The organism is Bradyrhizobium sp. I1.14.4, assembly GCF_050435825.1.
GTDB lineage: Bacteria > Pseudomonadota > Alphaproteobacteria > Rhizobiales > Xanthobacteraceae > Bradyrhizobium.
In genome coordinates this window covers 249897-273862 of sequence record NZ_JBNDLA010000002.1, presented here as the reverse complement: position 1 = coordinate 273862, position 23966 = coordinate 249897, and the positions used below count along the sequence as shown (strand labels likewise).

Here is a 23966-nt window from a genome sequence, read left to right as displayed (position 1 = left end):
GCAAGCGAAACCATCACCTTCCTAGAAGGAGGTCCCGCCTCCGAACCTGAACTCCTGCACGATATCGTACTTGCCCTTGGTGATCGGTACTGCGTAGTCGAAGCGTAGCGGCCCGAACGGCGACGCCCAGATCAGGCCGACGCCGACCGAGGTTCTCACCACATTGTTGTCGTCGTACTGCAAGCCGCAGGTCGGACACGCCGGCGTGTTGACCTCGCCGGTCGCGGTCCACGACGTCGGTCCTTCGTAACCCCAGAGCGAGCCGGCATCCGCATAGACCGCCCCCTTCAGGCCGACCTCCGAGGGCAGGAACCAGAACGGCATCTGCAGCTCCATCGAGGCACCCCAGTACTTGGTGCCGCCGAGCGAATCCCCGACCGCCCCCAAACTCGCGTAGGTAATGTCGCGCGGCCCGATGCCGTTGGTGGCAAAGCCGCGCACAAGGTTCGGCCCCATCTGGAAATGATCCAGCATGCGCAGGTCGTTATCGCCGACCTTGGTGAGCAGGCCGCCCTGCAGGTGGATCAGTCCGACGAGGTCGGACACCAGCGGCGTGTAGTATTTCGCGTCGACCGCGCTCTTCAGATATGTCACGTCGCCGCCGACGCCCGCAAAATCCTGCTTGAAGTCGATCAGCAGGCCGTCGGTCGGGTTCTTGTTGTTGTCGAGGGTATTGTAGGTCAGGGTGTAGCCGATCTGTGAGGTCCAGGTCGCACCTGCAGCCAGTTCCTTGCGCACGGGCAAGGTGGATTCGCCGTCACCGTAGCAACCGTAACCGTACAGGCCGGAATCGACCGCGTTCGTCGGATCGACGCCTCCGAGGACATTCTGGATGTAGGCGGGCGTCGGGTTGAACGCGAGCGACGGATTGGACGGATTGTTGTTGCAGTTCGCGTAGGTGCTATCGAGCGAAATTTCCTGCTGGTAGAGCGAATACCGCAGCTGGAGCGTCAGGTCCTCGCGCAACGCCAGACCGAGCCTTGGCGAGAAGCCGATCGTCTTCACCCCGTAGGTCGTGTAGTCCGTCGGCAATTGCTCCTTGTAATATGCATCGAGCCCGAGCGCGACGCGATAGTCGAGCAGATATGGCTCGACGAAAGACAGCGACAGGCCGCGCGAGTACTGGCCGTAGCTGACCGTTGCCTTCGCGTACAGGCCACGCCCGAGCAGATTGCGTTCGGAGATGCTGACCTCGGCAAGCGCGCCGTCGGTGGTGGAATAACCTCCCGAGACGGAGAAGTCGCCGGTCGACTTCTCCTCCAGATCGACAACCAGAACGACGCGATCGCTCGACGAGCCCGGCTCGGTGGTGATCTTGACCGTTTTGAAGTAGTCCAGATTCTTCAGCCGCCGCTCGGCACGATCGACCAGCGCGCGGTTATACGCATCGCCCTCGGCGAGATCGAACTCGCGCCGGATCACGTAGTCGCGCGTGCGGCCGTTGCCGCGAATATCGATGCGCTCGATATAGGTGTGCGGCCCCTCCTCCGCGCGAAACACGATCCCAACAGTGTGGGCCTCAAAGTTGCGGTCGCCGTCCGGACGGACCACCGCGAAGGCGTAGCCGCGGCGTGAGGCCTCGATCTGCATGTCCTCGACCGACTTCTCGACCGCCTCGGCATTGTAGAGCGAGCCTTCGCTGACGCGCGAAAGTGAGCGGAGGGTATTTGGATCGAAGCCCGCTATGTTCGAGCGGAAGCTCACGGTCGCAACATGGTACTGCTGCCCCTCCTCGATCTTGAACGTCACCTGAAAACCCTTGTGTTCCGGATCATACTCGGCGAGCGCGGCCACGACCTGCACGTCGGCATAGCCGTGCTTCAGGTAGAAGCGTCGGATCAGGTCGCGATCGGCCTCGACACGATCCGGGTCATAGATGTTGGCGTTGCCGAGAAAGCTCAGGAAGTTCGTCTCATGGGTCTTGATCACGTCCTTCAGGCGCGCCGCCGAGAAACTGCTGTTCCCCATGAACTCGATGGTCTTGATGCCGGTCTTCGCGCCTTCGTCGACAGTGAAGACGAGATCGACTCGGTTGTTCGAGCGTTCGATGATTTCCGGCGTGACGTGCACGTCGTAGCGGCCGGAGCGCCGATAAATTTCGGCGATCCGTAGCGCATCCGACTGCACCGTTGGCCGCGACAGCGTGCCGCGCGGCTTGGACTGCACCTCCGCCGAGAGCTGCTCGTCCTTGATCTTCTTGTTGCCCTCGAATGCGACACGACCGATTACCGGATTCTCGATCACCGAAACGACGATCCGGCCGCCCGCGCGATCGATCTTGACGTCCTGGAACAACCCGGTCTCGACCAGTTGCTTAAGCCCGTCGTCGATGGCCGCCTGATCGAGATGGCCGCCCGCCCCGGGCCTGAAATAGGAGCGGATGGTCTCCGCCTCGATTCTCCGGTTGCCTTCGATCGTGATCGCATCAACGGATTGGGCCGCCGCCGGTGCCGGCAATAGCCATGTCACTGACGCCCCCGGGATCGAAAAGCCCGACAGCACAATCGCCGCGACAAAGCTCCGCCACGTCTTCATTCCACACCTCGCAAAACCAGCCCCCCGTTGTGACGGGATGGTGATGGCTGCGGTGTGGCTGCCGGATTGCGCGATTATTTCCAATGGTTTTGGACTGTGAGCGCAACGCGACGCCGCGCCGTCCCGTTTGTTTCCGGCAGCACGCGTTGCTCACAATTCAGAAACATTATGCTTACGAAAAGGCGCAATGCCGCCCACAAGCGACGCATATGCTGGTCGATTGGTGGCTAAGCGCGCTGGAACGCGTAAATGACATATGATGAGGCGCAGTCGCGGCCATGCTTGCACACACTCCGAAGATCCTTGTCGTCGAAGACGATCTGCAAACCAGAGAGTTGATTGCCCGCTACCTCCGCGACCAATCCTGTCTGGTCGCTACGGCCTCGAACGGCAGGGAAATGGATCGTTACCTTGCCGGGCACTCGCTCGATCTCGTCGTCCTCGATCTGATGCTGCCGGGAGAGGATGGATTGACCCTGTGTCGCCGCCTTCGCGGCGACTCGACGATTCCAATCATCATGCTCACGGCGAAGGGCGAGGATCTGGACCGGATCCTCGGGCTCGAGATGGGGGCGGATGATTATCTCGCCAAACCGTTCAATCCGCGCGAGCTGCTGGCGCGGATCAACGCGGTGTTGCGCCGCCAGGCCCAGGCCGGCCTCGCCGGGCGCTCCGGCCAGAGCGCCGCGCGCCTGCGCTTCCAGGATTGGACCATCGATCTGCGCCTGCGCGAACTGCGCGATCCCGACGGCGCCCAGGTCCCGCTGACGAGCGCGGAGTTCGACCTGCTGCAGGTCTTCTGCGAACGGCCTGGCCGGATCTTGACGCGCGATGGCCTCCTGACGATGACGCGCAGCCGGCCAGCCAGTCCGTTCGGCCGCAGCATCGACGTACTGGTCAGCCGGCTTCGCCGCAAGCTCGATACCAGCGAAGGATCGTCGGTGATCAGGACGGTGCGCACCGGCGGATACATCTTCACGCCGCATGTGGAGGACGCATGAGCTCGACCCGCGGGATTGCCACGCTCTTCAGCTTCCACCGGATCAGCGGCCAGATCGCGGCGCTGATCCTGCTTTCGCTGGTGCTGATCCACGCGCTGATCGGGCTGTATTTCACCAGCCAGAAACCGAGATCGTTTGCGGACAGGCCGATCCATCAGTTCCAGCTGGTTGCCAAGCTTCTGGCCGAGGCCCCTGCGGCCAATCGCGCCACGCTGTTGCAGGCGGCCGATCGGGCCTTTCCCCGGCTGCACTTCACATTGCGCGACGCAGCTCCCGGCTTGTCCGGCGATGCGTCGTCCGAGACGCCGGGCGTCGACGATGTCGATCTGGAGTTTTCCTCGAAGACCGCGCTGGCGGCGGTGCGGTTGCCGGACGGAGCCCTGTTCGAAGCGACAATCGGCCCGGCGAAAATGCCGCCCTTCTTCGGCGTATTCTGGGCGAGCACATTCCTGTTCCTGCTCGTCAGCGTCACGCTGCTCGGCGTGTGGGCCGGTCGCGCGCTGAGCGCGCCGCTCTCCGCCTTTGCCCGCGCCGCAGAGAACTTCAGCATCAGCCAGGCGGCGGCTCCGCTTCCGGAGACCGGCCCCGAGGAGATTCGCGCCGCGGCGGTCGCGCTCAATCGCATGCGCGAACGCATCACCACCCTGATGAATGACCGCACGCGGATGCTCGCCGCCATCAGCCACGACTTGCGAACGCCGCTCACCCGGCTACGGCTCAGATCCGAATACATCGAGAACGACGTCCAACGCGCGGAGACCTTGCACGATCTCGACCAGATGCAGGCCATGCTGGAATCCGTGCTATCATTCTTGAGCGGCGGCAGCGCGGCAAAGCCGACCCTGGTGAACGTGGCCGCCCTGCTGCAGACGATCTGCGAGCAATTCTCCGATTGCGGCCGTGTCGTGCGCTACCAGGGCCCGGCCAGGGCTTCGCTCCTGATCCGCCCCGGCGAGATCAGCCGCACCGTGACGAACCTGGTGGAGAATGCCCTGCGGTTCGGCAGCGAAGTCGAGATCCGGCTGACTGCATCCGCCGATCAGGCCACGATCGACGTCTCGGACGACGGTCCGGGGATTCCGGAGCACCGCCGCGCCGAAATGTTAAAGCCCTTCGTCCGCGGCGACGAGGCCCGCACCATGGACGAGAAAAGCGGTTTTGGACTTGGCCTTTCGATCGCTCAGGCCATGGTGTGTGGGCATGGTGGCGAGTTGTCCCTGCACGACAATGCGCCGCACGGCCTGCTTGTCCGCATCAAACTGCCAGCGGCCGAGCATCTTGGATCGGATCGAAGCGCGGCAAGCCCGTCTCGACCTGCACGTCGCGAGCTCGTGTCGGGCTAGATCGAAATTCAGGATCGCTTGCCCCTGCCGCCCGGCTTCTTCTCCTCCGTCGTCGACCCCTTCAGTTCGTCCGGCGTGACACGGCAATCACCATTCTTGTCGTTTTGCAGAATGAACTCGTTCGGCTTGCCGACGAACTCGCTGCGGGTGATCTTGCCGTCCTGGTTCTCGTCGAAATAGCCGAAATCCGCGTCGGCGAGCGCGCTGCCGGGCCGGCGAACGCCGTCGAACTCCGCCGGCGTGAGAATTCCGTCGTGATTGCGGTCGGCGCGATCGAACAGCCGCCCGAGATAGGCCTTCCACTCGTCGCAGGTGTAAACGCCATCATGATTGGCGTCCCATATCTCGGCCGCGTTCGCCGGCGAGCGATCGCCACCAGCGCGCGACGAAGGCTGCGCGTGATCCGGTGACGCCGGTTGGGCCGATGCAAACGGCACCGCCGTGCAAGCCAGGCTCATCGTGGCGATCATCCCGCAGATGGATAGTAACGTTCTGCGCAAATCAATCTGTCCTCCGCGTCATCCCGACGCGGAGCAGAGTTGCCGGTTGCGCCGTGGCGAAAATGCGGAAGGCCGCGATGCGGATACAGCGCGTTACAATTTGCTGCCGCGGCATCAGCCCTTCTTCGGATCGCCGCGCGTATTGTGCAGCAGATTGTCGCGCAGCCTGACGACACTCTTCCGCACGATGGGAAATTCGTCTTCGAGCCCGGTGGCTTCGATCAGGTTCACGCTGAGGTCCTTGTCGAGCAGGCGCCGGCCCGCCGCCGTCAGGCTCACCCGCACCTGCCGCTCATCGGCGGGATCGCGGGTGCGGTTGATGTAGCCGCTCTGCTCCAGCTTCTTGAGGATCGGCGTCAGCGTGTTGGATTCCAGGAACAGCTTTTCACCAAGCGCGCTGACGGTCTGGTCGTCGGCCTCCGACAGCGCCACCATGGCGATATATTGGGTGTAGGTCAGCCCAACCGCGTCCAGGATCGGCTTGTAGGCGCGGCCGAAGGCCAGATTGGCCGAATAGACCGCAAAACACAGAAAATTCGATAGTTTTCGGCCTTTGGTCTCGGCCTTTGAGGAGCGGGTCACGGGCGTCTCCGGAGTTTGTGAAGTCCCCGCCAACATAAATCGTATCCGATTAAATCGGAAGTGCTTGACATGACCCAATGTCGGGTTTATTTCGACACGTATCCGATTATATCGGACACGATTTAATTTCATCCAAAAGGAGTTCGCCATGACCGCCAATGCAAAGGTTCTCGTCACCGGAAAGACCCATGTCACCGCCGGTCCGAACGGCGCCGCCCGCTCGCGCGACGGCTTCCTCGACGTCAGGCTGCAGCAGCCGCACCCGGCCGCCGAAAACCTGTTCGCCGCCGCCTGGTCGGCCTGCTACATCGGCGCGATCCAGCTCGCCGCCGGACAGCGCAAGGTCGGGCTGGCGAGCGAGCCTGAGGTCGACGCCGAGATCGATCTGAACCAGGCCGGCGGCGCCTTCTTCCTGAGCGCGCGCCTCAACGTCCACGTTCCCGGCGTGGAGCGCGAGGTTGCGCAGGAGCTGATCGAAGCCGCGCACGGCATCTGCCCGTACTCCAAGGCGGTCCACGGCAACATCGACGTCACGACCACCCTTGTCTGAGACCGGCACATGACAAGCTTCGACGCGGGCCGGCCGCTTGCCGGCTCGCGGTCGGACCAGCCCAGAAGACGAACCCTGGAGTTCAAGATGACCAGCAGACTGATGACGGCGACGCGTCTCCTCGCAAGAGCGGCCCTGATCGCTGGAAGTTTCCTGACCATACCCACAGCACAGGCGCAGCAACCGGCGGGCTTCACGCGGACCGATCTGCAGCGCCACGACCTCAACGCCCCCGGGCGTGAAGCGGTCCAGGTGCGTGTCGACATTGCACCCGGCAAGGCATTCGGCCGGCACACCCATCCGGGCGAGGAGATCATCTATGTGCTCGCCGGCACGCTCGAATACGACGTCGACGGCAAGCCGCCGGCGACGCTGAAGACTGGCGACGTGCTGTTCATTCCCGCAGGCACGGTCCATGCGGCGAAGAATGTCGGCAACGTCACCGCCAGCGAGCTCGCCACCTATATCGTCGAGAAGGACAAGCCGCTGCTGACCCTTGTGAAGTGACGGCTGCCGCCCGCCCCTGTCGCAGGGCGAGCGCAGCGACATCACGTTCACTTCGTGCCATGAACCTCGGCCTGCCGTACCGGCCGCGCGTTGAAGATCAGGAAGCTGATCGCGGCCATGATCCAGACGCCGATGCCGCCATAGAGCATCACCCAGCCAAAACCGCTCGCGAGCGCCTGATGCGCGACCGGGCCGGCCAGCTCCGGCGCGGATACGACGTCGCCGGACGCGATCCGCTCGGCGAAGACGCGGAGTTGCGCGCCATCCAGCGCCGGCAGCCCCGCTTTCAGCTGCGCGAGCACGCCGCTCGCCAAGATAAACCCCATCAGCGCGATGTTGATCGAAAGCGAAACCATCCGTGCGCTCATGTCGATGCCGGAGGCCATGCCGGCGCGGTCGCTCGAGACCGAGCCGGTCGTCGTGTTGGTGACCGGCGTGTTGGTGATGCCGAGGCCAATGCCGGCAAGCAGGCAGCCCGGCAACATCGTCAACCAGTCGGGCTGCGTGGCGGCGCTGCCGAACTTCATCAACATGAAGCCGGTGCCGATCGTGAACAGCCCCGCGGGAATGATCAAGCCCGGCTGATAGCGCAGCGACAGACGTTCGGCGAAGGGCGGCATCACCAGCGTCGGCAGCGTGTAGGCGAGCAAGGCAAGGCCCGCGGACACGCTGTCATAGCCGAGCCCGGCGTGAAACCAGATCGGCAGATAGATCATGAAGGGCCAGTAGCTGAGGTTCATCGCCGCCGAGCCGACGATCGAACCGGAGAACGCGGGAATGCGGAACACCGAGAAGTCGAACATCGGCCGCCGGCTGATCCTTTCGGCAACCAGGAAGCCGACGAAGCTCAGGGCGGAGACGCCCAGGAGCGCAAGCCCCTTCGCGCTGACGAAACCGAGATCCGGTCCCTGCGTGATGTAGAAGGCGAGGCAGAACACGGCGAGCGACATCGTCACGATGCCGGCGACATCGAGGCTGCTCGCCTTGGGATCCTTCGATTCGTGGACGCCGCCGATCGTCAGCGCGAACGCAACGGCCGCGAACAGCACGTGGACGAGGAACACCCACTCCCAGCTCAGCACCGCGACGACAGCACCACCGATGATCGGCCCGAAGCCGAGCCCGATGCCGAAGATGACGCCCCACCAGCCCCAGGCGGCCGCGCGCACCCGGCCGCCCTGGAATTCATGCGAGAGCACGGCGATCTGGCAGATCAGCAGCGCGCCGCCGCTCAGCCCCTGCAGGAACCGGGCGACGATCAGCATTTCGACGCTCTGCGCGGCGCCGCAGATCAGCGAGGTGATGCCGAACGCCGCGATTGCGACCAGGAAGATGCGCTTGCGTCCATAGCGGTCCGCCACCGTCCCGATCGCCATCAGCACTGTTGTGACCGCGATGGTGTAGGCGTTCATGATCCATTGCAGCGCCTTGAAGTCGGCATGCAACACCCGCTCCAGCGTCGGCAGGATCGTGGGGATGCTGGAAATCTCCAATCCAAACATCAGGCAGGCAAGGCATACGGCGGATAGAACGACAGCACCGCGGCGGCTCAGTTCAGTGGACATGATCAGTCCTTTTGTTGTGGCAAGCCAACGGCATACCGCACGCTGTTGCCAGGGTGCTGGCAGCAGCGTTGGTCGATCGACTCACGATGTATTGAGGCAGCAGCGGCAGGAATCGGGTGGGCCGCGGCGCTTCACGGCACAAGCTAGTTACGGCTTGAGCATTGGTGAATTGGATGACTAGATATTTCAGAGACAACAATTCCGGATGACTGACATGACCACGCTCGACGTCGACGCCGTGAAGACATTCGTGACCATCACCGATCTCAAGAGCTTTACACGCGCCGCCGAAGCGCTCGGCACCACGCAGGGCGCGATCAGCGTCAAGCTGAAACGGTTGGAGAGCCAGGTCGGCCACCGGCTGATCGAGCGGACGCCGCGACTGGTGCGCCTGTCGGCGCAAGGCGCTGCGTTCCTCGCGCCCGCGCGCGAACTGCTCGCCGCGCATGATCGCGCCGTCGCGGGGTTATTGCCCGCGCGTCCACGTCGCTTCGCGCTCGGCATCGCCACGCACGTCGGCGGCGCCGAGGTTCCGACCTTGCTGGCGCGGCTGCACGCGCACGACCCGGCTGTGACGATCGAGGTACGGCTCGAAGATTCCCGCGATCTCCTGAATGCCTTCGATCGCGGCGACATCGACGCCGCCATCATCCGCCGCGAGGACGACCGCCGCGACGGCGAGATGCTGGCGACGGATCACTATGGCTGGTTCGCCACGCCGGACTTTGTCCATCGCGTGGGCGAACCCCTGCGTCTAGCCGCCTCCTCGCCGTCCTGCGGCGTGCTCAATATCGCCACGCGCGCGCTCGCGGCGGCGGGCATCCAATGGACGGAAAGCTTCCTCGGCTGCGGATCCTTTGCCGTCGCCGATGCGGTCGCAGCAGGCCTCGCCACGTCGGTGTTCTCGTGCCGGCTTGCGCCCGCCGGAACCATCGAGGTCAGCCGGCGGTTCGGCCTGCCTGCCCTTCCGCCCTCCGAAATCGTGCTGCTGTCGGCGCTCTCGGATGCGAAATCCCGCGCGGCACTGAAGACGATCGTCAGCGCCTTTCGCGAACATCACCGGTTGCCAGCGGATCATACGGCAAGGCGCATCCCGACGGAAGTTCTCGGGATGTGAACGGTCTGCCGCCCTGCCGACTATCGCAGCGCGCTGCCGGCTCGTTTTCCCTCGAACAGCGCGCGCTCGGACGCGAGTGCCTTGGCTAGGAAATCGAGCGCGGCGCGGATGCGCGCCGTGCGCTTGAGATCGTCATGCGTCAACAGCCACAGCGCCGACCGCGGCTCGGCGAGTGCCTTTGGCGTCACGCGGCGCAGCGCAGGCGCAAGGTCGCCGACATAACACGGCAGCAGGGCAAGCCCCAATCCTGCCGCTGCGGCATCGCGCAATGCCGGAAGCGCATCGACGCGGCAGGCGAAGCGCGCCGAACGCAGGTTCTCGCGCATCCAGCTGGCGATGACGGTTCCCGCCAGCGCATCGTCGAGCCCGATCCAGTCGTGCGCTGACAGATCCTTGTTGCCGCGCCGGCCGAGATAGCCGCGCGATCCGTACACCGCATGGGCAATGTCGGCGACGCGCCGTCCCACCAGCAGCTCGGACGGCGCTGGCGTTGGCCGAATCGCGATCTCGGCCTCGCGGCGGGTCAGGTTCGCCATCGCGTTCGAGATGATGATCTCCGGCTGGATCTCCGGATGCGCGGCGCGCATTGCAGGCAGATGCCGCATCAGCACCGCGCCGAGCGTGTCGGTTGTCGTGATCCGGACCGTGCCCGACGGTCTGAGGTCCTGTCCCGCCAGCCTGCGCTCAAGCGCGAGCACCTCGTCCTCGAGCCGGGCGGCTGATGCCGCCGCGGTCTCGCCGGCCGGCGTCGGCGCGTAGCCGTCGCGGAAACGCTCGAACAGCCGCGTTCCGATCGCCGTTTCGATCGTTCCAAGGCGGCGAAACACCGTCGAATGCGTGACGCCCAGCCTGCGCGCTGCCCCGGACAGGCTGCCTTCCCGCGCGACGGCGAGGACGAGACGGAGATCGTTCCAGTCAAGAGGTCTGTGCATTTTTGCAAACTCACTTCGCGCGACTGGATAATATCCTATCACAAACAGACAGGCCAACTTCCCGGAAGTTCGACCGACAGGCGCGCCTTGTGCGACGCGCCGACGATGCAGAGGAGCCGGCAGGTGACAAGCGAGACCACCGAGACGTTGCAATTGCACGAGACGCGGGCGGCGACGGTCGACCCGCGGCGATGGCTGGCGCTGCCGGTGCTGCTCACCGGCGCCTTCCTGCCGATCCTCGACTTCAACGTCGTCAACCTTGCACTGCCAGCCATCCGCGACGATCTCGGAGCCACCTCGAGCGAGGTGCAGTTCGTGATCTCGGCCTATGCCGCAACCTACGCGGTGTTCCTGATCACGGGCGGGCGGCTCGGCGATCTCCTGGGGAGGCAGCGGATGTTTCTGACCGGTGTCGCAGGCTTCACGATCGCGTCGGTGCTGTGCGGCATCGCATGGTCGCCGGCCCTGCTGGTCGCCGGACGGATCCTGCAAGGCCTCACCGCCACCGTGATGGCGCCGCAGGTGCTCGCCTCGATCCGTGTGCTGTTTCCGGCGGCCGAACAGGGCCGCGCGCTCGGCTTCTACGGCGCGACGTTCGGTCTTGCCAACATCTGCGGCCAGGTGCTCGGCGGCGTCCTGGTGTCTGCCCATCCGCTCGGACTGGCCTGGCAAGCGATCTTCCTGATCAACGTGCCGATCGGCCTTGTTGCATTCATCGGCGGCGTGCTGTTCCTGACCGACTCGCGTGCCGAGCACGCACAGCGGCTCGACATCGGCGGCGTCATCCTGCTGTCGCTCACGCTGGGCCTTCTGGTCTATCCGCTGATCGAGGGCCGGGAAGCCGGCTGGCCGGCCTGGATCGTCGCGATGCTGCTCGCCGCTCCGCTGGTGCTCGCCACCTTCGTCCGCTTCGAGGCACGTCTCTCCGCGCGCGGCGGCGATCCGCTGGTCGCGATGCATCTGCTGCGCAACAGCGATTTCGTCATCGGCCTGGTGATGGCGCTCGCCTTCTACATGCTGTCGTCGTTCTACCTGACCTTTGCAGTCTACCTGCAAAGCGGGCTGCACCAGTCTCCGCTGGCGGCCGGCCTCGCCACCCTACCCTTTGCCACCGGATTCTTCGTGAGCTCGCTGGTGTCGTCGCTGGTGATGCAATTGCTCGGCGCCTACACGCTGACGCTGGGCTTTGCGCTCCAGGTCATAGGGTTCGGTGTCGTGATGCTGTCGGTCAGTGGCGCGCTGCCCCAAAGCCTCGAATTCGGTCTCATTTGCGGAGGACTAGGCTTCGGCACCGTGATGCCCTCGGTGATCAAGGCCGTGATCGGCAGCATCGATCCGCGCCATGCCGGGCTGGCATCGGGGATGATGATCACGACCTTCCAGATCGGTGCCGCACTCGGCGTCGCTGTGATCGGCGGCGTCTTCTACAGCCTGCTCGGGCCGCATCCCCAGACCGACGACTACGCACACGCCTTCACGATCGCGCTCGGCTGTAACGTCGCACTGCTGGCGCTCGGCGGCTGGCTGTCGCTGTGGCTGCCACGTGAGTCGGCGGCGGGTTGAGCTATTGCTCCGGGTCCCCAAGGCGCGACGGAAACAGCAGCTTCAGCGAAACAGCAGCGAGCAGTGTCATCACGGCAAGGCCTGTGGAGAGATAAAGCGCGGCCGCGTTGCCGAACCGGTCGATCACGATCGCATAGAGCAATGGCGCCGCCGCCGGCAGGATGAAACTCGGGACGATGAGCCGGCCGACCAGCGTGCCATAGCTGCGATAGTCGAACAGGATCAGCGGCAGCGTTCCCCTGGTGATGGTCAGAATGCCGTTGCAGGCGCCGTAGAGCAGCGCGAAAGCGATCCCCATCTCCATCGACGCCCCGCTGAACAGGCCGGCGACGAAGGCGAGCGGCATGATCAGGCAGGCCATCAGGTTGAGCGCGAGCGGATCGATCCGTCCGCCGAACAGGACTTCGCAGAGGCGCGCAGCCGATTGCCCAATGCCGCGGAGCGTTGCGACCCATACGGCCACCGTGACTGTGAGCCCGAGGCCGCTAAGCACCGCGATCATATGCGCGGACATGCCGGCATTCAGAAAGTTGGCGCCGGTCATGATCACGGCATAGAGCCCGCCCGCCGCTGCAAGCTGCCGCCGGTCGACGGCGAGCGGTTGTTTCGGTACCACCGCAGCAGAATCGGGCGCTCCGGCAAACCGCTTGTTCGGAATCAGCAGGTGCAACGGGATCGTCAATAGCGCAAAGCCGGCATGGGCCAGCACCGCAATGCGCCAGCCGAAATGCTCAGAGAGCGTATGGCCGAGCGGCCAGAACACCGTTGCCGCCAAGCCTCCGAGCAAGGTGATCCCGGACATCGCGCGGCGCGCCTCCGATCCGCCGATCCGGGCCAGCGCAGCGAATGCCGCGTCGTACAGCGTCAGCCGCATGCCGAGACCGAGGACGATCCAGGACACGAAATAGGTGCTGATCTGATGCGAGACTGCGAGACCGGCGCAGCCGAGCGCGTTGATCACGGCGCCTGCGACCATGACCTGCCGGCCGCCACGGCTGTCCACCAACCTGCCCACCAAAGGCGACGTCACACCCATCACCAAGAGTGCAGCGGCAAATCCGCCGTAAACGATGTCGCGACTCCAACCCAGATCCGCGGCGATCTGCTCGCCGAACGCGCCGATCAGATAGTAGGTTGCACCCCACGAGACCAGTTGAGCCAGCCCGAGGGCGATCACGACCCGGCGTGCGATCACCGGGCGGTTTGCTTTCCAAAGGGAAGCGTAGAAGCGCCCGGCCCAAGCGGCCGCTGCATCAGCACGGTGTCGACCCATTGCCCGAGTTTGAAGCCGACCGACCTCAGCGTTCCGACCATCTCGAAGCGCATGCGACGGTGTAGCGCGATTGATCCGGCGTTGCCGCTGTTACCGATCACGGCGATCATTTGCCGCCAGGGCCCCGCCTCCGATCGCTCGATCAGCGCCTGCAGCAGCGCCGCGCCGACGCGGCGGCCCCGCAGGGCTTCCGACACGTAGACCGAGTCTTCAATCGTGTTACGATACGCCGGCCGCGGCCGGTACACTGTCGCGTAGGAGTAGCCGGCCACGCGTCCGTCGATATCGGCCACGAGATACGGCAGCCCCACGGCCAGCGCGGCGGCGCGGCGCGTGAGCATCTCGTCGAGCGACGGCGGTACTTCCTCGAAGGTCGCAAGCCCGTTGAGCACGTGGTGCGCGTAGATGCGCTGCACCTCCACCATGTCGACCTCTGTGGCGTCGCGAATCACGGTGTCTTCGCTGTCTCTCATCCTTCCATTCTCGTCTCTCGCCACAACTCGACAACAACGCCGCCAATGGACTTGAAGCCGGACAATGCCTGCTCCGATCCGCCGAAGCCGTCGCTTGCCGGACTATGCGCCCCGGCGTTATATAAATGAAGCTTTAGTTGGTTATGCGTAGCATAAGAGATACTTTGATGAAGAACCTCAACCTCGACTATCTCGAAAGCTTCGCCGTCGTGATCGATTGCGGCAGCTTCTCTGCGGCGGCCGAGCGGCTGCAGCTGACCCAACCCGCGGTGAGCCTGCAGGTGCGCCAGCTCGAGAAGAGCCTGAACGCGACCCTGATCGATCGGGTCGGACGACGGGCCAGACCGACCGCCGCGGGCGCCGCATTGCTGTCGCACACCCATCAGATCAACGCGGCCGTGACATCGGCGGTCGACGCTGTCGCACAGCAGACGACGGGAACGGCAGGCCGTGTGCGGCTCGGTACCGGCGCAACCGCCTGCATCTTCCTGCTGCCCCCGATCCTGAAGGAGCTGCGGGCCGCGCTGCCCTCGCTCGAGATCACGGTCACGACGGGCAACACGGCAGAGATCGCCAGAGCAATCGAGGACAACACGATCGACATCGCGCTGGTCACGCTGCCGGTGTCGGGGCGCAGTTTCGAGATCACCCCTGTCATGAACGACGAGTTCGTGTTGATCGCGCCGCGCGAGATGAAGCTGCCGGCGCGGATCACGCCGGAGGTGCTGGCGACCAGACCGGTTCTGCTGTTCGAGCCCGGCGGCAACACCAGGCGCACCGCGGACGAATGGCTGGCGCGCGGCGGCGTCTCGTTGAAACCGTTGATGTCGCTCGGCAGCGTCGAGGCGATCAAGGAGATGGTGCGCGCCGGCCTCGGCTGCGCGGTGCTGCCGGGCATGGCCGTTCCTGCCAGGGCCAAGCAGCGCGACCTGATCGTCCGGTCGCTGTCACCGAAACTCTACCGTCGGCTCGCGGTCGTGATCCGCCGCGACAAGCGCCTCGATCGCGGGCTCCGGCAGACGCTGACGGCGCTGAAGGCGCTCTCGTCCGCTGGCTAGGGAGGACGCCGCGCGTCCTCCCTGCTCCAGATATCAAGTCGCCTTGCGCTCCTGCTCCGCGATCTTGCGGAACGCGGCTTCGCCCGCATCGGTCACGGCCGCCCACTTCGCATTCGGCGTGGCCTCGGCGTCGTAATTGTCGTGCCAGTTCCACCATTTGTAGGTGGGGGTCTGCGGGTAGCCCTTCGGCGAGTCCTCCCAGAGCTCCTGGCGGCCGAGCGGTGTGATGTCGAGATAGCTCCACACCGTGCCCATCGATTCGTCGCCGCGGCTGTTGACGAGACAGGTGCGGAAGATCCGCTCGCCGTCGCGGATGAACACGTTGTGGCCGTGCCACTCGGCGACGCCGAAGTCCGCGTCAAAGCTGTCGGTGATAGTGTACCACGGCATCTCCCACTCCATCCGTGCCTTCAGCCGCGCGATGTCGGCCTGCGGCGCGCGCGAGGCGTAGGCGAGCGTGGTGTCGCGCTGGTTCAGATGCGAGAGATGGCTGACCTGATCGGCGCCGAGCGAGCAGCCGCGGCAGCCGTGATCCGGCCAGCCGAACACGCCGGGCTCAAAGAACGCGCGGTAGACGATCAGCTGCCGGCGACCCTCGAACAGGTCGAGCAGGCTCGCCTTGCCGTTCGGCCCTTCGAAGACATACGCCTTGTCGACCGCCATCCACGGCATCCGCCGCCGTTCCGCGGCGAGCGCGTCGCGCGCCCGCACATGCGCCTTTTCCTTCACCAGCATCTCCAGGCGCGCCGCCTCCCACGCCTCCCGCGACACCACTGGCGGAGTCTGCATTGCCGCCAGTCCGCCGCGATCGTCCTCTTGCGATTTGCTCATGATGATCTCCGTCTCCGAATTGGACGAACTCCGGGACCCCAACGCAGTTCCAGCGCCGCCGGCCGTTCGTCATTGGCCATGTCCCAATCTGGCGCGGCAGCGATGACGAGTGGGAGTGACAAGTGTGTCGGGATTTTTTCGCACGCCCGAATGTCATTGCGTATTGCTTGCATATTGCAATTATCTATGCGATCCTCTTGGCCATGAAGCAACCTGCTCCTGCGTCCGATGATGGGCTGAAGCTCAGCGCCTGGCTGCCTTACCGCCTGTTCCTGGTCGCAGCGCAGGTCGCCCGCCCGCTCGAGAGCTTTTACAGCGAGACGTTCGGACTGAGCCAGGCCGGCTGGCGCATCCTCGCCGTCATCGCCGAGCGCGACGCAGCCAATGCCTCCGAGATCGGCCGCGCCTGCGGGCTCGACCCGTTTGCGGTCAGCCGCGGCATCGGCCAGCTCACAGAGCTCGGCTTCGCCGTGCGACGTCCCGCCAAGACTGACCGCCGCTTCGCCGCGGTCAGCATCACGCGCAGCGGCCGGATCGCCTTCAACCGGATCGCTGCACTGGGCAGCGCGATCGAGGCCCGGCTGCTCGCGCGCCTCTCGGAGAGCGAACGGACAACGCTCGATTCCGCCCTTACCCGGCTCGAGGGAGAGAGCACGCGGATCGATGCCGGCGGCTGGCGCGCGCTGCTCGATGACGCCGGCGTGCCATGACGGGCCTGCTGTTCGCGCTGACCGCGCTGCTCTGGGGCGGCGGCGCGCTGGCAACCGCGATGCAGGCCGGTGTCACACCGGCGCCGTGGTCGGTGGCGCTGCGCATGGTGCTCGCGGGCCTCATCCTGCTCGGCTACGGCCGGCTGCGCGGCGTGCCGCTCGCGATCCCGCGCAAGGATCGACCGGCTGTCGCGTTGCAGGGCCTGCTGTTCTTCGCCATTGCCTTCATCGCCTTTTACGAAGCAACCGCGCGCATGCCGAGCGGCCTTGCGGCGCTGGTGCTGTCGACATCGTCGCTGTTCGCGGCCGTGATCGCGCGGGCCGCACTCGGTGTGCCGATCTCCTCCGGCTTCATGTGGGGCGCGCTGTGCGGCATCCTTGGCCTCGCGATCATCTTCCTGCCCGGCGCCAGCGTGCACGGAGCCGCGCCGCTCGCGGGCTTTGCCTGGGCACTCACTGCGGCCGTCGCGACCGGCGCCGGGACGACGGTCGGTGCGCGCAACCAGCGCGCCGGACTGCCCGTCGTTTCCGTGCTGGCCTGGGGCGCATTCGTCGGCGCCGCAGCGAGCGCGCTCTGGGCGGTCGCGACGGGCACGCACTTTGCGGCCGACATCTCGCTCTCTTATGCCGCGAGCTTCCTCTATCTCGCCGTCGCCGCGTCCTGCATCACCTTCATGCTCTATTTCGAGCTGGTGCGCCGGCTCGGTCCCGGCCGCGCCGCCTATACGCTCGCCCTGGTGCCGCTCGTCGCCCTCGTGCTGTCGGCGCTGTTCGAACACCTTGCCCTGGGCTGGCCGGTGCTCGCCGGCGCCGCCGCGATCCTTGCCGGCAACGTGCTGGTGCTGGCGCGGGCCTAGACTCAGTTTGCCTGCCTTGGGCCGCGCAGCCATCACAATTGACGTCGTGATGATATCTGACTAAAGTCAGATATATGCTCGACCCCGTTTCGCGCGTCCGTCGTTTCAACCGAGCCGTCACCTCCGCCGTCGGCGCGCTCGACACCTCGTTCCTCGGGCGCGGCCGGCCGCTCGGGGCGGCGCGCGTGCTCAACGCGATCGGGCATGGACGCACTGATGTCGGCGACATCAGGGATTATCTCGGGCTCGATTCCGGCCTGATGAGCCGGCTGTTGCGCGGCCTCGAGGACGAAGGGCTGATCGAGACGACGGCGCATGGCGACGACGCGCGCCGCCGCATCGCGAAGCTGACGCCGGCCGGCAAGCGCGAGTTCAACGCCTATGAGGCGATCTCCAACCGGCAGGCGAAGGACTTCCTCGCCCACCATACACAACGCGAGGCACTGCTGGCGGCGATGGACATGATCGCGTCGGCGCTCGGACGCGACGGCACGGCCTTGCATGAGATGGACCCGCGCAGCGACGAGGCGCGCTACTGCCTCGGCGAATATTACGCCGAGCTGGCGCGACGGTTCAGCCAGGGTTTTGACGTCAAGTTGTCGCGCGATCCCGAGGCGAAGGACATGGTGCGCCCGCGCGGCACCTTCATCGTGGCGATGTCGGACGGCCTGCCGATCGGCTGCGTCGGACTGAAAGGCAGCAACAGTGAGTTGGCGGAGATCAAGCGGCTCTGGGTCGCGCCGGCCGCACGTGGCCTCGGTCTCGGCCGGCGCCTGATGGACGCGGCCGAGCGCGCCGCACGCGTGCTCGGCATCGCGGTGTTGCGGCTCGACACCAACAGCGCGCTGGCGGAAGCCGGTCAGCTCTACCGCAGAAGCGGCTGGACCGAGATCCCGCGCTTCAACGACGACCCCTATCCCGACCTGTTCTTCGAAAAACGTCTCTGAGCGGCGCGCCGCGCGCGGCCGCTGCATGCGCGTGTTGTCCGGCGTCCTGCGCTGGCCTAAGACATCGGCATGACCGTTCGCCCTATCGTCCGCTATCCCGATCCGCGGCTTGCGCTCCCGGCTGAGCCGGTGACCGCGTTCGACGACGCGCTGCGCGCGCTGGCGCAGGACCTGCTCGAGACCATGCGCGCCGCGCCGGGCATCGGCATCACCGCGCCGCATCTTGGCGTGGCCCTGCGGGTCGTGGTGCTCGAGCTCGACACCAGCGAGGGCCCACGGAGCTATGTCAATCCGGAGATCATCCGGGCCTCGCCCGAGATGGTCCTGCACAAGGAAGGCAGCGTCTCGATGCCCGGCGTCACCGACGACGTCGAGCGCCACGCGCGCGTTCGCATCCGCTATCAGGACCTCGACGGCAATTTTCAGAGCGAGGAATCCGACGGCCTGCGCGCGGTCTGCCATCAGCATGAGATCGACCAACTCGGCGGCGTGTTCTGGATCAGGCGGCTCTCCCGCCTGAAGCGGGAGCGCCTGATCAAGCGTTTCGAGAAGCTGTCGCGCGCGTAACCGGACTTCAGCCTCCCGCCGTCAAGTCCTTCGCCAGCGCCATGTAGGCCGGCAGCGTCACCGGATCGTTGGCGGCGTTGCCCGCCATCGGGTGCGAGGCGTAGCGCGCGATCACCATCTCGGCCTTCGGATCGATGTAGATGCCCTGGCCGTGCACGCCGCGCGCCATGAAAGCACCGTGCGCATTGTGCGTCACCCACCATTGACTGCGATAGGACGCGCCGGGCAGCGTGATGTAGCCGGCCGGCTTGAACTTTTCGGGATCGCCGCCGCGCGCGATATCCTCGACGACTCCAGACGGCACGATCTGGCGCCCGTTGAAGCGGCCGTGATTGCGGATGGTCTCGCCGAACCGGGCGAGATCGCGCAGCGTGGTCGACAGGCCGCCGCCGCCGCTTTCGGTGCCGATGCGGTCGACGTGATAGTGCGCGTCCTCCTCCGCGCCCATCGGTGCCCAGATCCGTTCGGAGAGCAGGTCCGACAACGTCATGCCGCTGGCGCGCCTGATGATCCAAGCCAGCACATCGGTGTTGACGGTCTTGTAGGCGAAAGCCTTGCCGTGCTCGCCCTGCTTCGTCTGCGCGCAGAGGAAATCGAAGATGGTGGTCGCGCCCTCATAGCCGGGCGGGATCGGCGCCATGCCGTTGGCGCGCCGCAGACCCCACACGTCGGAATTCCTGTCGGTATAGACCTCGGTGTATTTGAGGCCCGTGGTCATATCCATCGCCTCGTGCACGCGCGCGTCGCCGAACGCGCTTCGCGCCAGCTCCGGCACATAGTCGGTGACCGGCGCCTGCGGATTGATCTTGCCTTCGGCGACCAGGATGCCTGCGAGCGTGCCGGTGAACGACTTCGTCACCGACATCGCGATATGCGGCTTGTGCGGCTTCAGCGCGCCGAAATAGCGCTCGTAGATCAGTCTGCCCCGGTGCAGCACGGCGATGCCGTCGGCATAGGTCTCCTCGAGCATGCGCGCAAAGGTCATTGGCCGACCGTCCATCGTTACCGACGCGGAGGCGCCGATATCGTGGTCCTCACGCGGCAGCACCGACGCCGGCCCTGCGCCGCGCCAGACATTCACGGTCGGCACCAGCTGGCGGATGTTGCTCCAGGCCCAGCGCAATTCGGGGAAGCTGCGGAACGAGCCGTCCTGGAATATGATCGTCCTGTCCTGCGGCGGCGGAAAGCCCTGCATCCAGCCGAGCATCTCGGGATCGGTCTCGGCGGCGGTGGGATTTTGTTGCGTGGCGGCGGCTGCGATGGACATCAAGGCTGGCTCCCGAGCTGCGATGCAAAATCCGTATCATGCGATGGCATCACGCACATCCCGCGTTTGCGCCGGGGTGACCGTCGCGGCGTGCGCATGCCGATGCACGAATGGCCGCCGACACGCACCACTAGCTCAATCGAACGTATGACTGTCGATTTCGGGCCAAATAGTTTCCGGCGGACGGATTGAGCGCCGGCGCGCAGGGCGGGTCAGCGAAGCGTAACCCGCCATATGCCCCCAGGCGCAACAACGTGGTGGATTACGCCTTCGGCTAATCCACCCTACGCTTCTACGCATCCACCGCCGCCCGCTCGATCGCGGCGATGTCGATCTTCTTCATCGTCATCATCGCCTCCATCGCGCGCCGTCCGGCGGCGCGGTCGGATCCGTTGACTAGTTCGAGCAGCCGCCGCGGCGTGATCTGCCAGGTAAATCCCCAGCGATCGCGGCACCAGCCGCACGGAGCTTCCGTGCCGCCATTGCTGGTGATCGCCTCCCAGTAGCGGTCGGTTTCTTCCTGGCTATCCGTGAGCACCATGAAACTCACCGCTTCGTTCGGCTTGAAATTAGGGCCGCCGTTCAGCCCGACGCAGCGTTGGCCAAGCACGGTGAATTCGACCGTCAGTTCGTCGCCCGCCCCCACGCCCGGGATCGGCGACGTGTGGCCCGCACCGACATGGCTGTCGGGAAATGTCGCGGCATAAAATTCCGCCGCCTTGCGCGCCTGGCCCTGATCGAACCAAAGGCATGTGACGAGATCGGTCATCCGTAGTCTCCTTGTTTGTGTTGTGCAAAGGACGCTTGGCGAAGACGCCAGCCGACACCCGGCAACAGACCGATGAAAATAATTTGCGGAATGGCGATTGTCACAGCTCCGCCTCTACACGCATGGTGTCGTCCTGGCGAAAGCCAGGACCCATAACCGCCGAATTTGATTATGAACAAGATCGCGGCCCCAGCGTCGCATAACAATTGCCATTTGGGGTAATGGGTCCTGGCGTCCGCCAGGACGACATCGAATTTTTTTGCAGCCGACATCCACAATCGTCGTCCCTGCGAAAGCAGGGACCCATCAACCACAGGATCGTCTTATTGAAACGCGCTGTGGCTCCAGCTTCGCAAACCATTGGCATTCGTGGTTGGGTCCCGGGTCGCGCTTCGCTTGCCCGGGACGACATCGAATTTGTGGTTCGCTTTGAGTCACACAGCCGCGTTCTCGCGACATGATTTGTCCGAGCTTTGCTCTTCGTTTCACCCTCCTCTCACAGAGGGCGCAGGGAAGACCGGGTGCCGATCGCACCCATGGGCCCCGAGCAATGGGTAGAAAGCTCGGGGGTAGGACCACAGGTGTAACCGGAAACAACCCGGCCTTCCCTGCGCGATGGGTTACGGCTTATACGTGCTCTCCCCGGCGAGACTGGGCTTTTTTGTCACCGCCTCCGCAAAAACGCTTGCGCGTTTTGCGGGAGGACACCTGCCACTAGGGCGTCAGGCCTGCACGATTTCGCCGTCCGCGTCATGCGCACTCGTCAGTTGCGCATTCCGCGTCCACCGCATCCCACACCACGTTCGTGACGATCGCGATCCGCCCCTCGTGTCGGGTGAGACGCACAGATTGAACATCTGAGTTGGGTCAAACGCCAAGCGGAATATTTTCTTATGCTGATATTGACAGGTTTTTAGTGTGTTGCCCGTCGGGTTGATTTGTCGCAGGCGGGGAAGCGAGATTTGATTTGCGTCGGAGGCAACTCGGGCGCGCGAAACGCGGTCGAAAGATTCCAGGATCGGCTGTCGGGGGGCGCGCCGCCCGCTCGTCCTCGGGACGCAAGGACACGGAGAGAAACGATGCCTCCCACCATCACTGCCTTCGAACGGTCACCCGACGGCGGCAAGGGACTGGCGCGCGATACACGCGTTCGTTGGGCGCTGGAGGAAGTGGGCCAGCCTTACGAGGTTCGCCTTGTTTCGTTCCAGGCGATGAAAGAGCCGGCACATCTGGCGCTGCATCCCTTCGGCCAGATTCCGACCTATGAGGAAGGTGATCTCGCGCTGTTCGAAACCGGCTCGATCGTGCTCCATATCGCCGAGCGTCATGCGGGCCTGCTGCACGGCGATGCCAATGCCCGCGCCCGCGCAATCAGCTGGATGTTTGCCGCGGTCAACACGATGGAACCGCCGATCCTCGAACTCGTAACCGCCAGGATTCTGGAGAGCGACAAACCCTGGACCAAAGAACGCCTGCCTCTGGTCATGGATCGCGTCCGCGACCGGCTGAAGCGGCTCTCCGCGCGCCTCGGCGAGGCCGACTGGCTCGATGGCGCGTTCAGCGCGGGCGACCTCATGATGGTGTCGGTGCTGCTCAGGCTGAAGGCATCGGGCATCCTCGACGAATATCCGAACCTTTCCGCCTACGTCGCCCGCGGCGAATCCCGGCCGGCTTACAAGCGCGCTTTCGACGCTCAGCTGGCGGTTAACACGGGTAAGCAACCGACCAGCTGAGGTTGGCGGCACGTGGACAGAACCCTCGCGCAGATGGCAAAGCCCCAGACATCGCTGCGCCCATCCGGGCTAGGTCTGCTAGTCGAATGGCTCGTGTTCCGCCAGCGGTTCGGTCAGCTCGAATCCTGGATGAAGCTGCGAGATAATATGTAGCGCGGTGCTCCCGGGTGCGATCCCCACGGGATGCACGCCCGACGCATCGAAATACTGATTGCTCAACACCGCGACACCGCATTGCAGTTCCGGCACGACGATCACGATCGCTTCGAATCCGCCCTTGCTCGTCGCGCCGTTCTTCATGAAAACGGTATGGCCTTGCGAGTCGGTCGTGATTTGCCAGGCGAGGCCCATGGTGACGCTGGTCTTCTGCCCGCAGACAGGGAATGTCCCCTGATTCTGCTGCGTGAGCGCGATCTGCGCCCCGAGCGGCCCCTTCGGTGCCGCGATCTGCGCCGCAAGAAACCTGATCATGTCGTCGCCGGTGGATTTCAGATCAAAGGCCGAGTCCCCCGTCGGCGTATTGCGGTCGAAAACGATCGGATATGGCGGCTCAGAGCTCTTGCTCCAATGTCCGATACATCCCTGCGCGATCTTCCAGGATGAATTGACGACAGCTCCCGTCTGCTTCATGCCGAGCGGACCGGTGACGTATTCGGCCAGAATCTCGTTGTAGTTGTGGCCCTGGTCTTTCGCAAACATCTGCGTGACCGCAAAGCCCAGTGTCACGAAACCGATATTGGAATACTGCCAGCATCCCGGCGGCGGCGTATCATATTGATTCCACCACGCGACGAGTTCGCTGGAGGGCGGCTCATCCGCGAACAGTTGCTCGCTATAGCCAGTCAAGCCGTCCCCCGGCTGCTCCGGCATGCCGGAGGTATGGGTGGCGAATTGCACGAGCTGGATGGCGTCCAGCACCGGCGTTCCGATCGGGTTCGGGCTGAAATTGTGGTTGGCGTTCAGATAAGTGCCGATGCTGTCGTCAAGAGAGGGACCACCGGCCTTGACCGCCACCGCCAGCAACGTGCTGGTGAACACCTTCGTCACTGATCCGATCTCGAACACCGTGTCTGTCGTGACATTAAATGGCGCGGGCGAAGAGCCGGCAACGCCTGACATTCCCTTGGGGTAGACGTAGCCCTTGGTGCCGAACGACTTTTGGTCATAGACCGCGATGCAGCAGCCTGGCGCATTGCTGATACTGAGATAGTTTGCAGCCGCCTGCTGAACGATCTGTGCCGGACTTGTCGTCGCTTCGATCATTTGGTCGCTCATTCCGCCCTCCT

23 protein-coding genes are annotated in these 23966 nt (G+C 64.7%); 12 read left to right on the top strand and 11 right to left on the bottom strand.

All coding sequences use genetic code 11. From position 1 onward, the window contains the following. Nucleotides 1–21: 21 nt before the first annotated feature. Nucleotides 22–2535: an outer membrane protein assembly factor BamA gene (gene bamA, locus ABIB78_RS05015; protein WP_429022173.1), complete on the bottom strand. Its 2514-nt coding sequence runs from the start codon at nucleotides 2533–2535 to the stop codon at nucleotides 22–24. Nucleotides 2536–2813: 278 nt separating this feature from the next. On the opposite strand from bamA, the gene ABIB78_RS05010 reads away from it, so the two are divergent. Continuing rightward, nucleotides 2814–3536: a response regulator gene (locus ABIB78_RS05010; RefSeq protein WP_429022171.1), complete on the top strand. Its 723-nt coding sequence runs from the start codon at nucleotides 2814–2816 to the stop codon at nucleotides 3534–3536. Further along, complete coding sequence (locus ABIB78_RS05005; protein WP_429022169.1) at nucleotides 3533–4879, top strand: ATP-binding protein; 1347 nt, start codon at nucleotides 3533–3535, stop codon at nucleotides 4877–4879. The genes ABIB78_RS05010 and ABIB78_RS05005 overlap by 4 nt, the downstream gene beginning before the upstream one ends. Nucleotides 4880–4887: 8 nt before the next feature. Here the strand turns inward: ABIB78_RS05005 and ABIB78_RS05000 are convergent, their stop codons facing one another. Beyond that, nucleotides 4888–5337, bottom strand: coding sequence for an EF-hand domain-containing protein (locus tag ABIB78_RS05000; protein WP_429022167.1), 450 nt, complete (start codon nucleotides 5335–5337; stop codon nucleotides 4888–4890). Between the two features lie 156 nt (nucleotides 5338–5493). Beyond that, complete coding sequence (locus tag ABIB78_RS04995; protein ID WP_429022164.1) at nucleotides 5494–5997, bottom strand: MarR family winged helix-turn-helix transcriptional regulator; 504 nt, start codon at nucleotides 5995–5997, stop codon at nucleotides 5494–5496. 112 nt (nucleotides 5998–6109) lie between these two features. On the opposite strand from ABIB78_RS04995, the gene ABIB78_RS04990 reads away from it, so the two are divergent. Both ABIB78_RS04990 and ABIB78_RS04985 read left to right on the top strand, forming a co-directional pair. Beyond that, nucleotides 6110–6511, top strand: a complete 402-nt coding sequence (locus ABIB78_RS04990; protein ID WP_429022161.1) for an Ohr family peroxiredoxin — start codon at nucleotides 6110–6112, stop codon at nucleotides 6509–6511. A gap of 102 nt (nucleotides 6512–6613) precedes the next feature. After that, nucleotides 6614–7018: a cupin domain-containing protein gene (locus ABIB78_RS04985; protein WP_429022995.1), complete on the top strand. Its 405-nt coding sequence runs from the start codon at nucleotides 6614–6616 to the stop codon at nucleotides 7016–7018. Nucleotides 7019–7065: 47 nt separating this feature from the next. On the opposite strand, the gene ABIB78_RS04980 is transcribed toward ABIB78_RS04985, so the two are convergent. Further along, on the bottom strand, nucleotides 7066–8583 hold the full coding sequence (locus ABIB78_RS04980) for an MFS transporter (protein WP_429022158.1): 1518 nt from the start codon (nucleotides 8581–8583) through the stop codon (nucleotides 7066–7068). A gap of 214 nt (nucleotides 8584–8797) precedes the next feature. Between ABIB78_RS04980 and ABIB78_RS04975 the strand changes: the two genes are divergently transcribed. Next, nucleotides 8798–9700: a LysR family transcriptional regulator gene (locus ABIB78_RS04975; RefSeq protein WP_429022156.1), complete on the top strand. Its 903-nt coding sequence runs from the start codon at nucleotides 8798–8800 to the stop codon at nucleotides 9698–9700. Between the two features lie 20 nt (nucleotides 9701–9720). Here ABIB78_RS04975 and ABIB78_RS04970 read toward each other — a convergent pair whose 3' ends face one another. Further along, nucleotides 9721–10632 (bottom strand): LysR family transcriptional regulator, encoded by a 912-nt coding sequence (locus ABIB78_RS04970; RefSeq protein WP_429022153.1) that lies wholly within the window; start codon nucleotides 10630–10632, stop codon nucleotides 9721–9723. 123 nt (nucleotides 10633–10755) lie between these two features. On the opposite strand from ABIB78_RS04970, the gene ABIB78_RS04965 reads away from it, so the two are divergent. Then, nucleotides 10756–12195 carry an MFS transporter gene (locus ABIB78_RS04965; protein ID WP_429022150.1) on the top strand — a complete coding sequence of 480 codons (1440 nt, stop codon included), beginning with the start codon at nucleotides 10756–10758 and terminating at the stop codon, nucleotides 12193–12195. Between the two features lies 1 nt (nucleotide 12196). Here the strand turns inward: ABIB78_RS04965 and ABIB78_RS04960 are convergent, their stop codons facing one another. Next, nucleotides 12197–13390, bottom strand: a complete 1194-nt coding sequence (locus ABIB78_RS04960; protein WP_429022147.1) for an MFS transporter — start codon at nucleotides 13388–13390, stop codon at nucleotides 12197–12199. Continuing rightward, nucleotides 13387–13941, bottom strand: coding sequence for an N-acetyltransferase family protein (locus ABIB78_RS04955; protein ID WP_429022145.1), 555 nt, complete (start codon nucleotides 13939–13941; stop codon nucleotides 13387–13389). The genes ABIB78_RS04960 and ABIB78_RS04955 overlap by 4 nt, the downstream gene beginning before the upstream one ends. Before the next feature lie 167 nt (nucleotides 13942–14108). Here ABIB78_RS04955 and ABIB78_RS04950 point away from each other — a divergent pair, with 167 nt between their 5' ends. Beyond that, nucleotides 14109–14999 carry a LysR family transcriptional regulator gene (locus tag ABIB78_RS04950; RefSeq protein WP_429022143.1) on the top strand — a complete coding sequence of 297 codons (891 nt, stop codon included), beginning with the start codon at nucleotides 14109–14111 and terminating at the stop codon, nucleotides 14997–14999. 33 nt (nucleotides 15000–15032) lie between these two features. Here the strand turns inward: ABIB78_RS04950 and ABIB78_RS04945 are convergent, their stop codons facing one another. After that, nucleotides 15033–15830, bottom strand: a complete 798-nt coding sequence (locus ABIB78_RS04945) for a DUF899 domain-containing protein (protein WP_429022141.1) — start codon at nucleotides 15828–15830, stop codon at nucleotides 15033–15035. Between the two features lie 203 nt (nucleotides 15831–16033). Between ABIB78_RS04945 and ABIB78_RS04940 the strand changes: the two genes are divergently transcribed. From ABIB78_RS04940 to ABIB78_RS04925, 4 genes are all read left to right on the top strand, one after another. Next, nucleotides 16034–16540 carry a MarR family winged helix-turn-helix transcriptional regulator gene (locus ABIB78_RS04940; RefSeq protein ID WP_429022139.1) on the top strand — a complete coding sequence of 169 codons (507 nt, stop codon included), beginning with the start codon at nucleotides 16034–16036 and terminating at the stop codon, nucleotides 16538–16540. Beyond that, complete coding sequence (locus ABIB78_RS04935; protein WP_429022136.1) at nucleotides 16537–17397, top strand: DMT family transporter; 861 nt, start codon at nucleotides 16537–16539, stop codon at nucleotides 17395–17397. The genes ABIB78_RS04940 and ABIB78_RS04935 overlap by 4 nt, the downstream gene beginning before the upstream one ends. A 74-nt stretch (nucleotides 17398–17471) precedes the next feature. Then, complete coding sequence (locus ABIB78_RS04930) at nucleotides 17472–18344, top strand: bifunctional helix-turn-helix transcriptional regulator/GNAT family N-acetyltransferase (RefSeq protein WP_429022133.1); 873 nt, start codon at nucleotides 17472–17474, stop codon at nucleotides 18342–18344. Nucleotides 18345–18413: 69 nt separating this feature from the next. After that, on the top strand, nucleotides 18414–18911 hold the full coding sequence (locus ABIB78_RS04925; protein WP_429022130.1) for a peptide deformylase: 498 nt from the start codon (nucleotides 18414–18416) through the stop codon (nucleotides 18909–18911). A gap of 7 nt (nucleotides 18912–18918) precedes the next feature. On the opposite strand, the gene ABIB78_RS04920 is transcribed toward ABIB78_RS04925, so the two are convergent. Both ABIB78_RS04920 and ABIB78_RS04915 read right to left on the bottom strand, forming a co-directional pair. Continuing rightward, on the bottom strand, nucleotides 18919–20178 hold the full coding sequence (locus ABIB78_RS04920) for a serine hydrolase domain-containing protein (protein WP_429022128.1): 1260 nt from the start codon (nucleotides 20176–20178) through the stop codon (nucleotides 18919–18921). 292 nt (nucleotides 20179–20470) lie between these two features. After that, nucleotides 20471–20947, bottom strand: a complete 477-nt coding sequence (locus ABIB78_RS04915) for a VOC family protein (protein ID WP_429022125.1) — start codon at nucleotides 20945–20947, stop codon at nucleotides 20471–20473. A 1079-nt stretch (nucleotides 20948–22026) separates the two neighbouring features. Here ABIB78_RS04915 and ABIB78_RS04910 point away from each other — a divergent pair. After that, nucleotides 22027–22680: a glutathione S-transferase family protein gene (locus tag ABIB78_RS04910; RefSeq protein WP_429022122.1), complete on the top strand. Its 654-nt coding sequence runs from the start codon at nucleotides 22027–22029 to the stop codon at nucleotides 22678–22680. 78 nt (nucleotides 22681–22758) lie between these two features. On the opposite strand, the gene ABIB78_RS04905 is transcribed toward ABIB78_RS04910, so the two are convergent. Beyond that, complete coding sequence (locus ABIB78_RS04905) at nucleotides 22759–23943, bottom strand: serine hydrolase domain-containing protein (RefSeq protein ID WP_429022119.1); 1185 nt, start codon at nucleotides 23941–23943, stop codon at nucleotides 22759–22761. Between the last annotated feature and the right edge of the window lie 23 nt (nucleotides 23944–23966).

Coding starts and splice junctions, on each gene's coding strand:
- bamA (WP_429022173.1), bottom strand. CDS start 2,535: ATGAAGACGTGGCGGAGCTTTGTCGCGGCGATTGTGCTGTCGGGCTTT.
- ABIB78_RS05010 (WP_429022171.1), top strand. CDS start 2,814: ATGCTTGCACACACTCCGAAGATCCTTGTCGTCGAAGACGATCTGCAA.
- ABIB78_RS05005 (WP_429022169.1), top strand. CDS start 3,533: ATGAGCTCGACCCGCGGGATTGCCACGCTCTTCAGCTTCCACCGGATC.
- ABIB78_RS05000 (WP_429022167.1), bottom strand. CDS start 5,337: ATGAGCCTGGCTTGCACGGCGGTGCCGTTTGCATCGGCCCAACCGGCG.
- ABIB78_RS04995 (WP_429022164.1), bottom strand. CDS start 5,997: ATGTTGGCGGGGACTTCACAAACTCCGGAGACGCCCGTGACCCGCTCC.
- ABIB78_RS04990 (WP_429022161.1), top strand. CDS start 6,110: ATGACCGCCAATGCAAAGGTTCTCGTCACCGGAAAGACCCATGTCACC.
- ABIB78_RS04985 (WP_429022995.1), top strand. CDS start 6,614: ATGACGGCGACGCGTCTCCTCGCAAGAGCGGCCCTGATCGCTGGAAGT.
- ABIB78_RS04980 (WP_429022158.1), bottom strand. CDS start 8,583: ATGTCCACTGAACTGAGCCGCCGCGGTGCTGTCGTTCTATCCGCCGTA.
- ABIB78_RS04975 (WP_429022156.1), top strand. CDS start 8,798: ATGACCACGCTCGACGTCGACGCCGTGAAGACATTCGTGACCATCACC.
- ABIB78_RS04970 (WP_429022153.1), bottom strand. CDS start 10,632: ATGCACAGACCTCTTGACTGGAACGATCTCCGTCTCGTCCTCGCCGTC.
- ABIB78_RS04955 (WP_429022145.1), bottom strand. CDS start 13,941: ATGAGAGACAGCGAAGACACCGTGATTCGCGACGCCACAGAGGTCGAC.
- ABIB78_RS04950 (WP_429022143.1), top strand. CDS start 14,109: ATGAAGAACCTCAACCTCGACTATCTCGAAAGCTTCGCCGTCGTGATC.
- ABIB78_RS04945 (WP_429022141.1), bottom strand. CDS start 15,830: ATGAGCAAATCGCAAGAGGACGATCGCGGCGGACTGGCGGCAATGCAG.
- ABIB78_RS04940 (WP_429022139.1), top strand. CDS start 16,034: ATGAAGCAACCTGCTCCTGCGTCCGATGATGGGCTGAAGCTCAGCGCC.
- ABIB78_RS04935 (WP_429022136.1), top strand. CDS start 16,537: ATGACGGGCCTGCTGTTCGCGCTGACCGCGCTGCTCTGGGGCGGCGGC.
- ABIB78_RS04930 (WP_429022133.1), top strand. CDS start 17,472: ATGCTCGACCCCGTTTCGCGCGTCCGTCGTTTCAACCGAGCCGTCACC.
- ABIB78_RS04925 (WP_429022130.1), top strand. CDS start 18,414: ATGACCGTTCGCCCTATCGTCCGCTATCCCGATCCGCGGCTTGCGCTC.
- ABIB78_RS04920 (WP_429022128.1), bottom strand. CDS start 20,178: ATGTCCATCGCAGCCGCCGCCACGCAACAAAATCCCACCGCCGCCGAG.
- ABIB78_RS04915 (WP_429022125.1), bottom strand. CDS start 20,947: ATGACCGATCTCGTCACATGCCTTTGGTTCGATCAGGGCCAGGCGCGC.
- ABIB78_RS04910 (WP_429022122.1), top strand. CDS start 22,027: ATGCCTCCCACCATCACTGCCTTCGAACGGTCACCCGACGGCGGCAAG.
- ABIB78_RS04905 (WP_429022119.1), bottom strand. CDS start 23,943: ATGATCGAAGCGACGACAAGTCCGGCACAGATCGTTCAGCAGGCGGCT.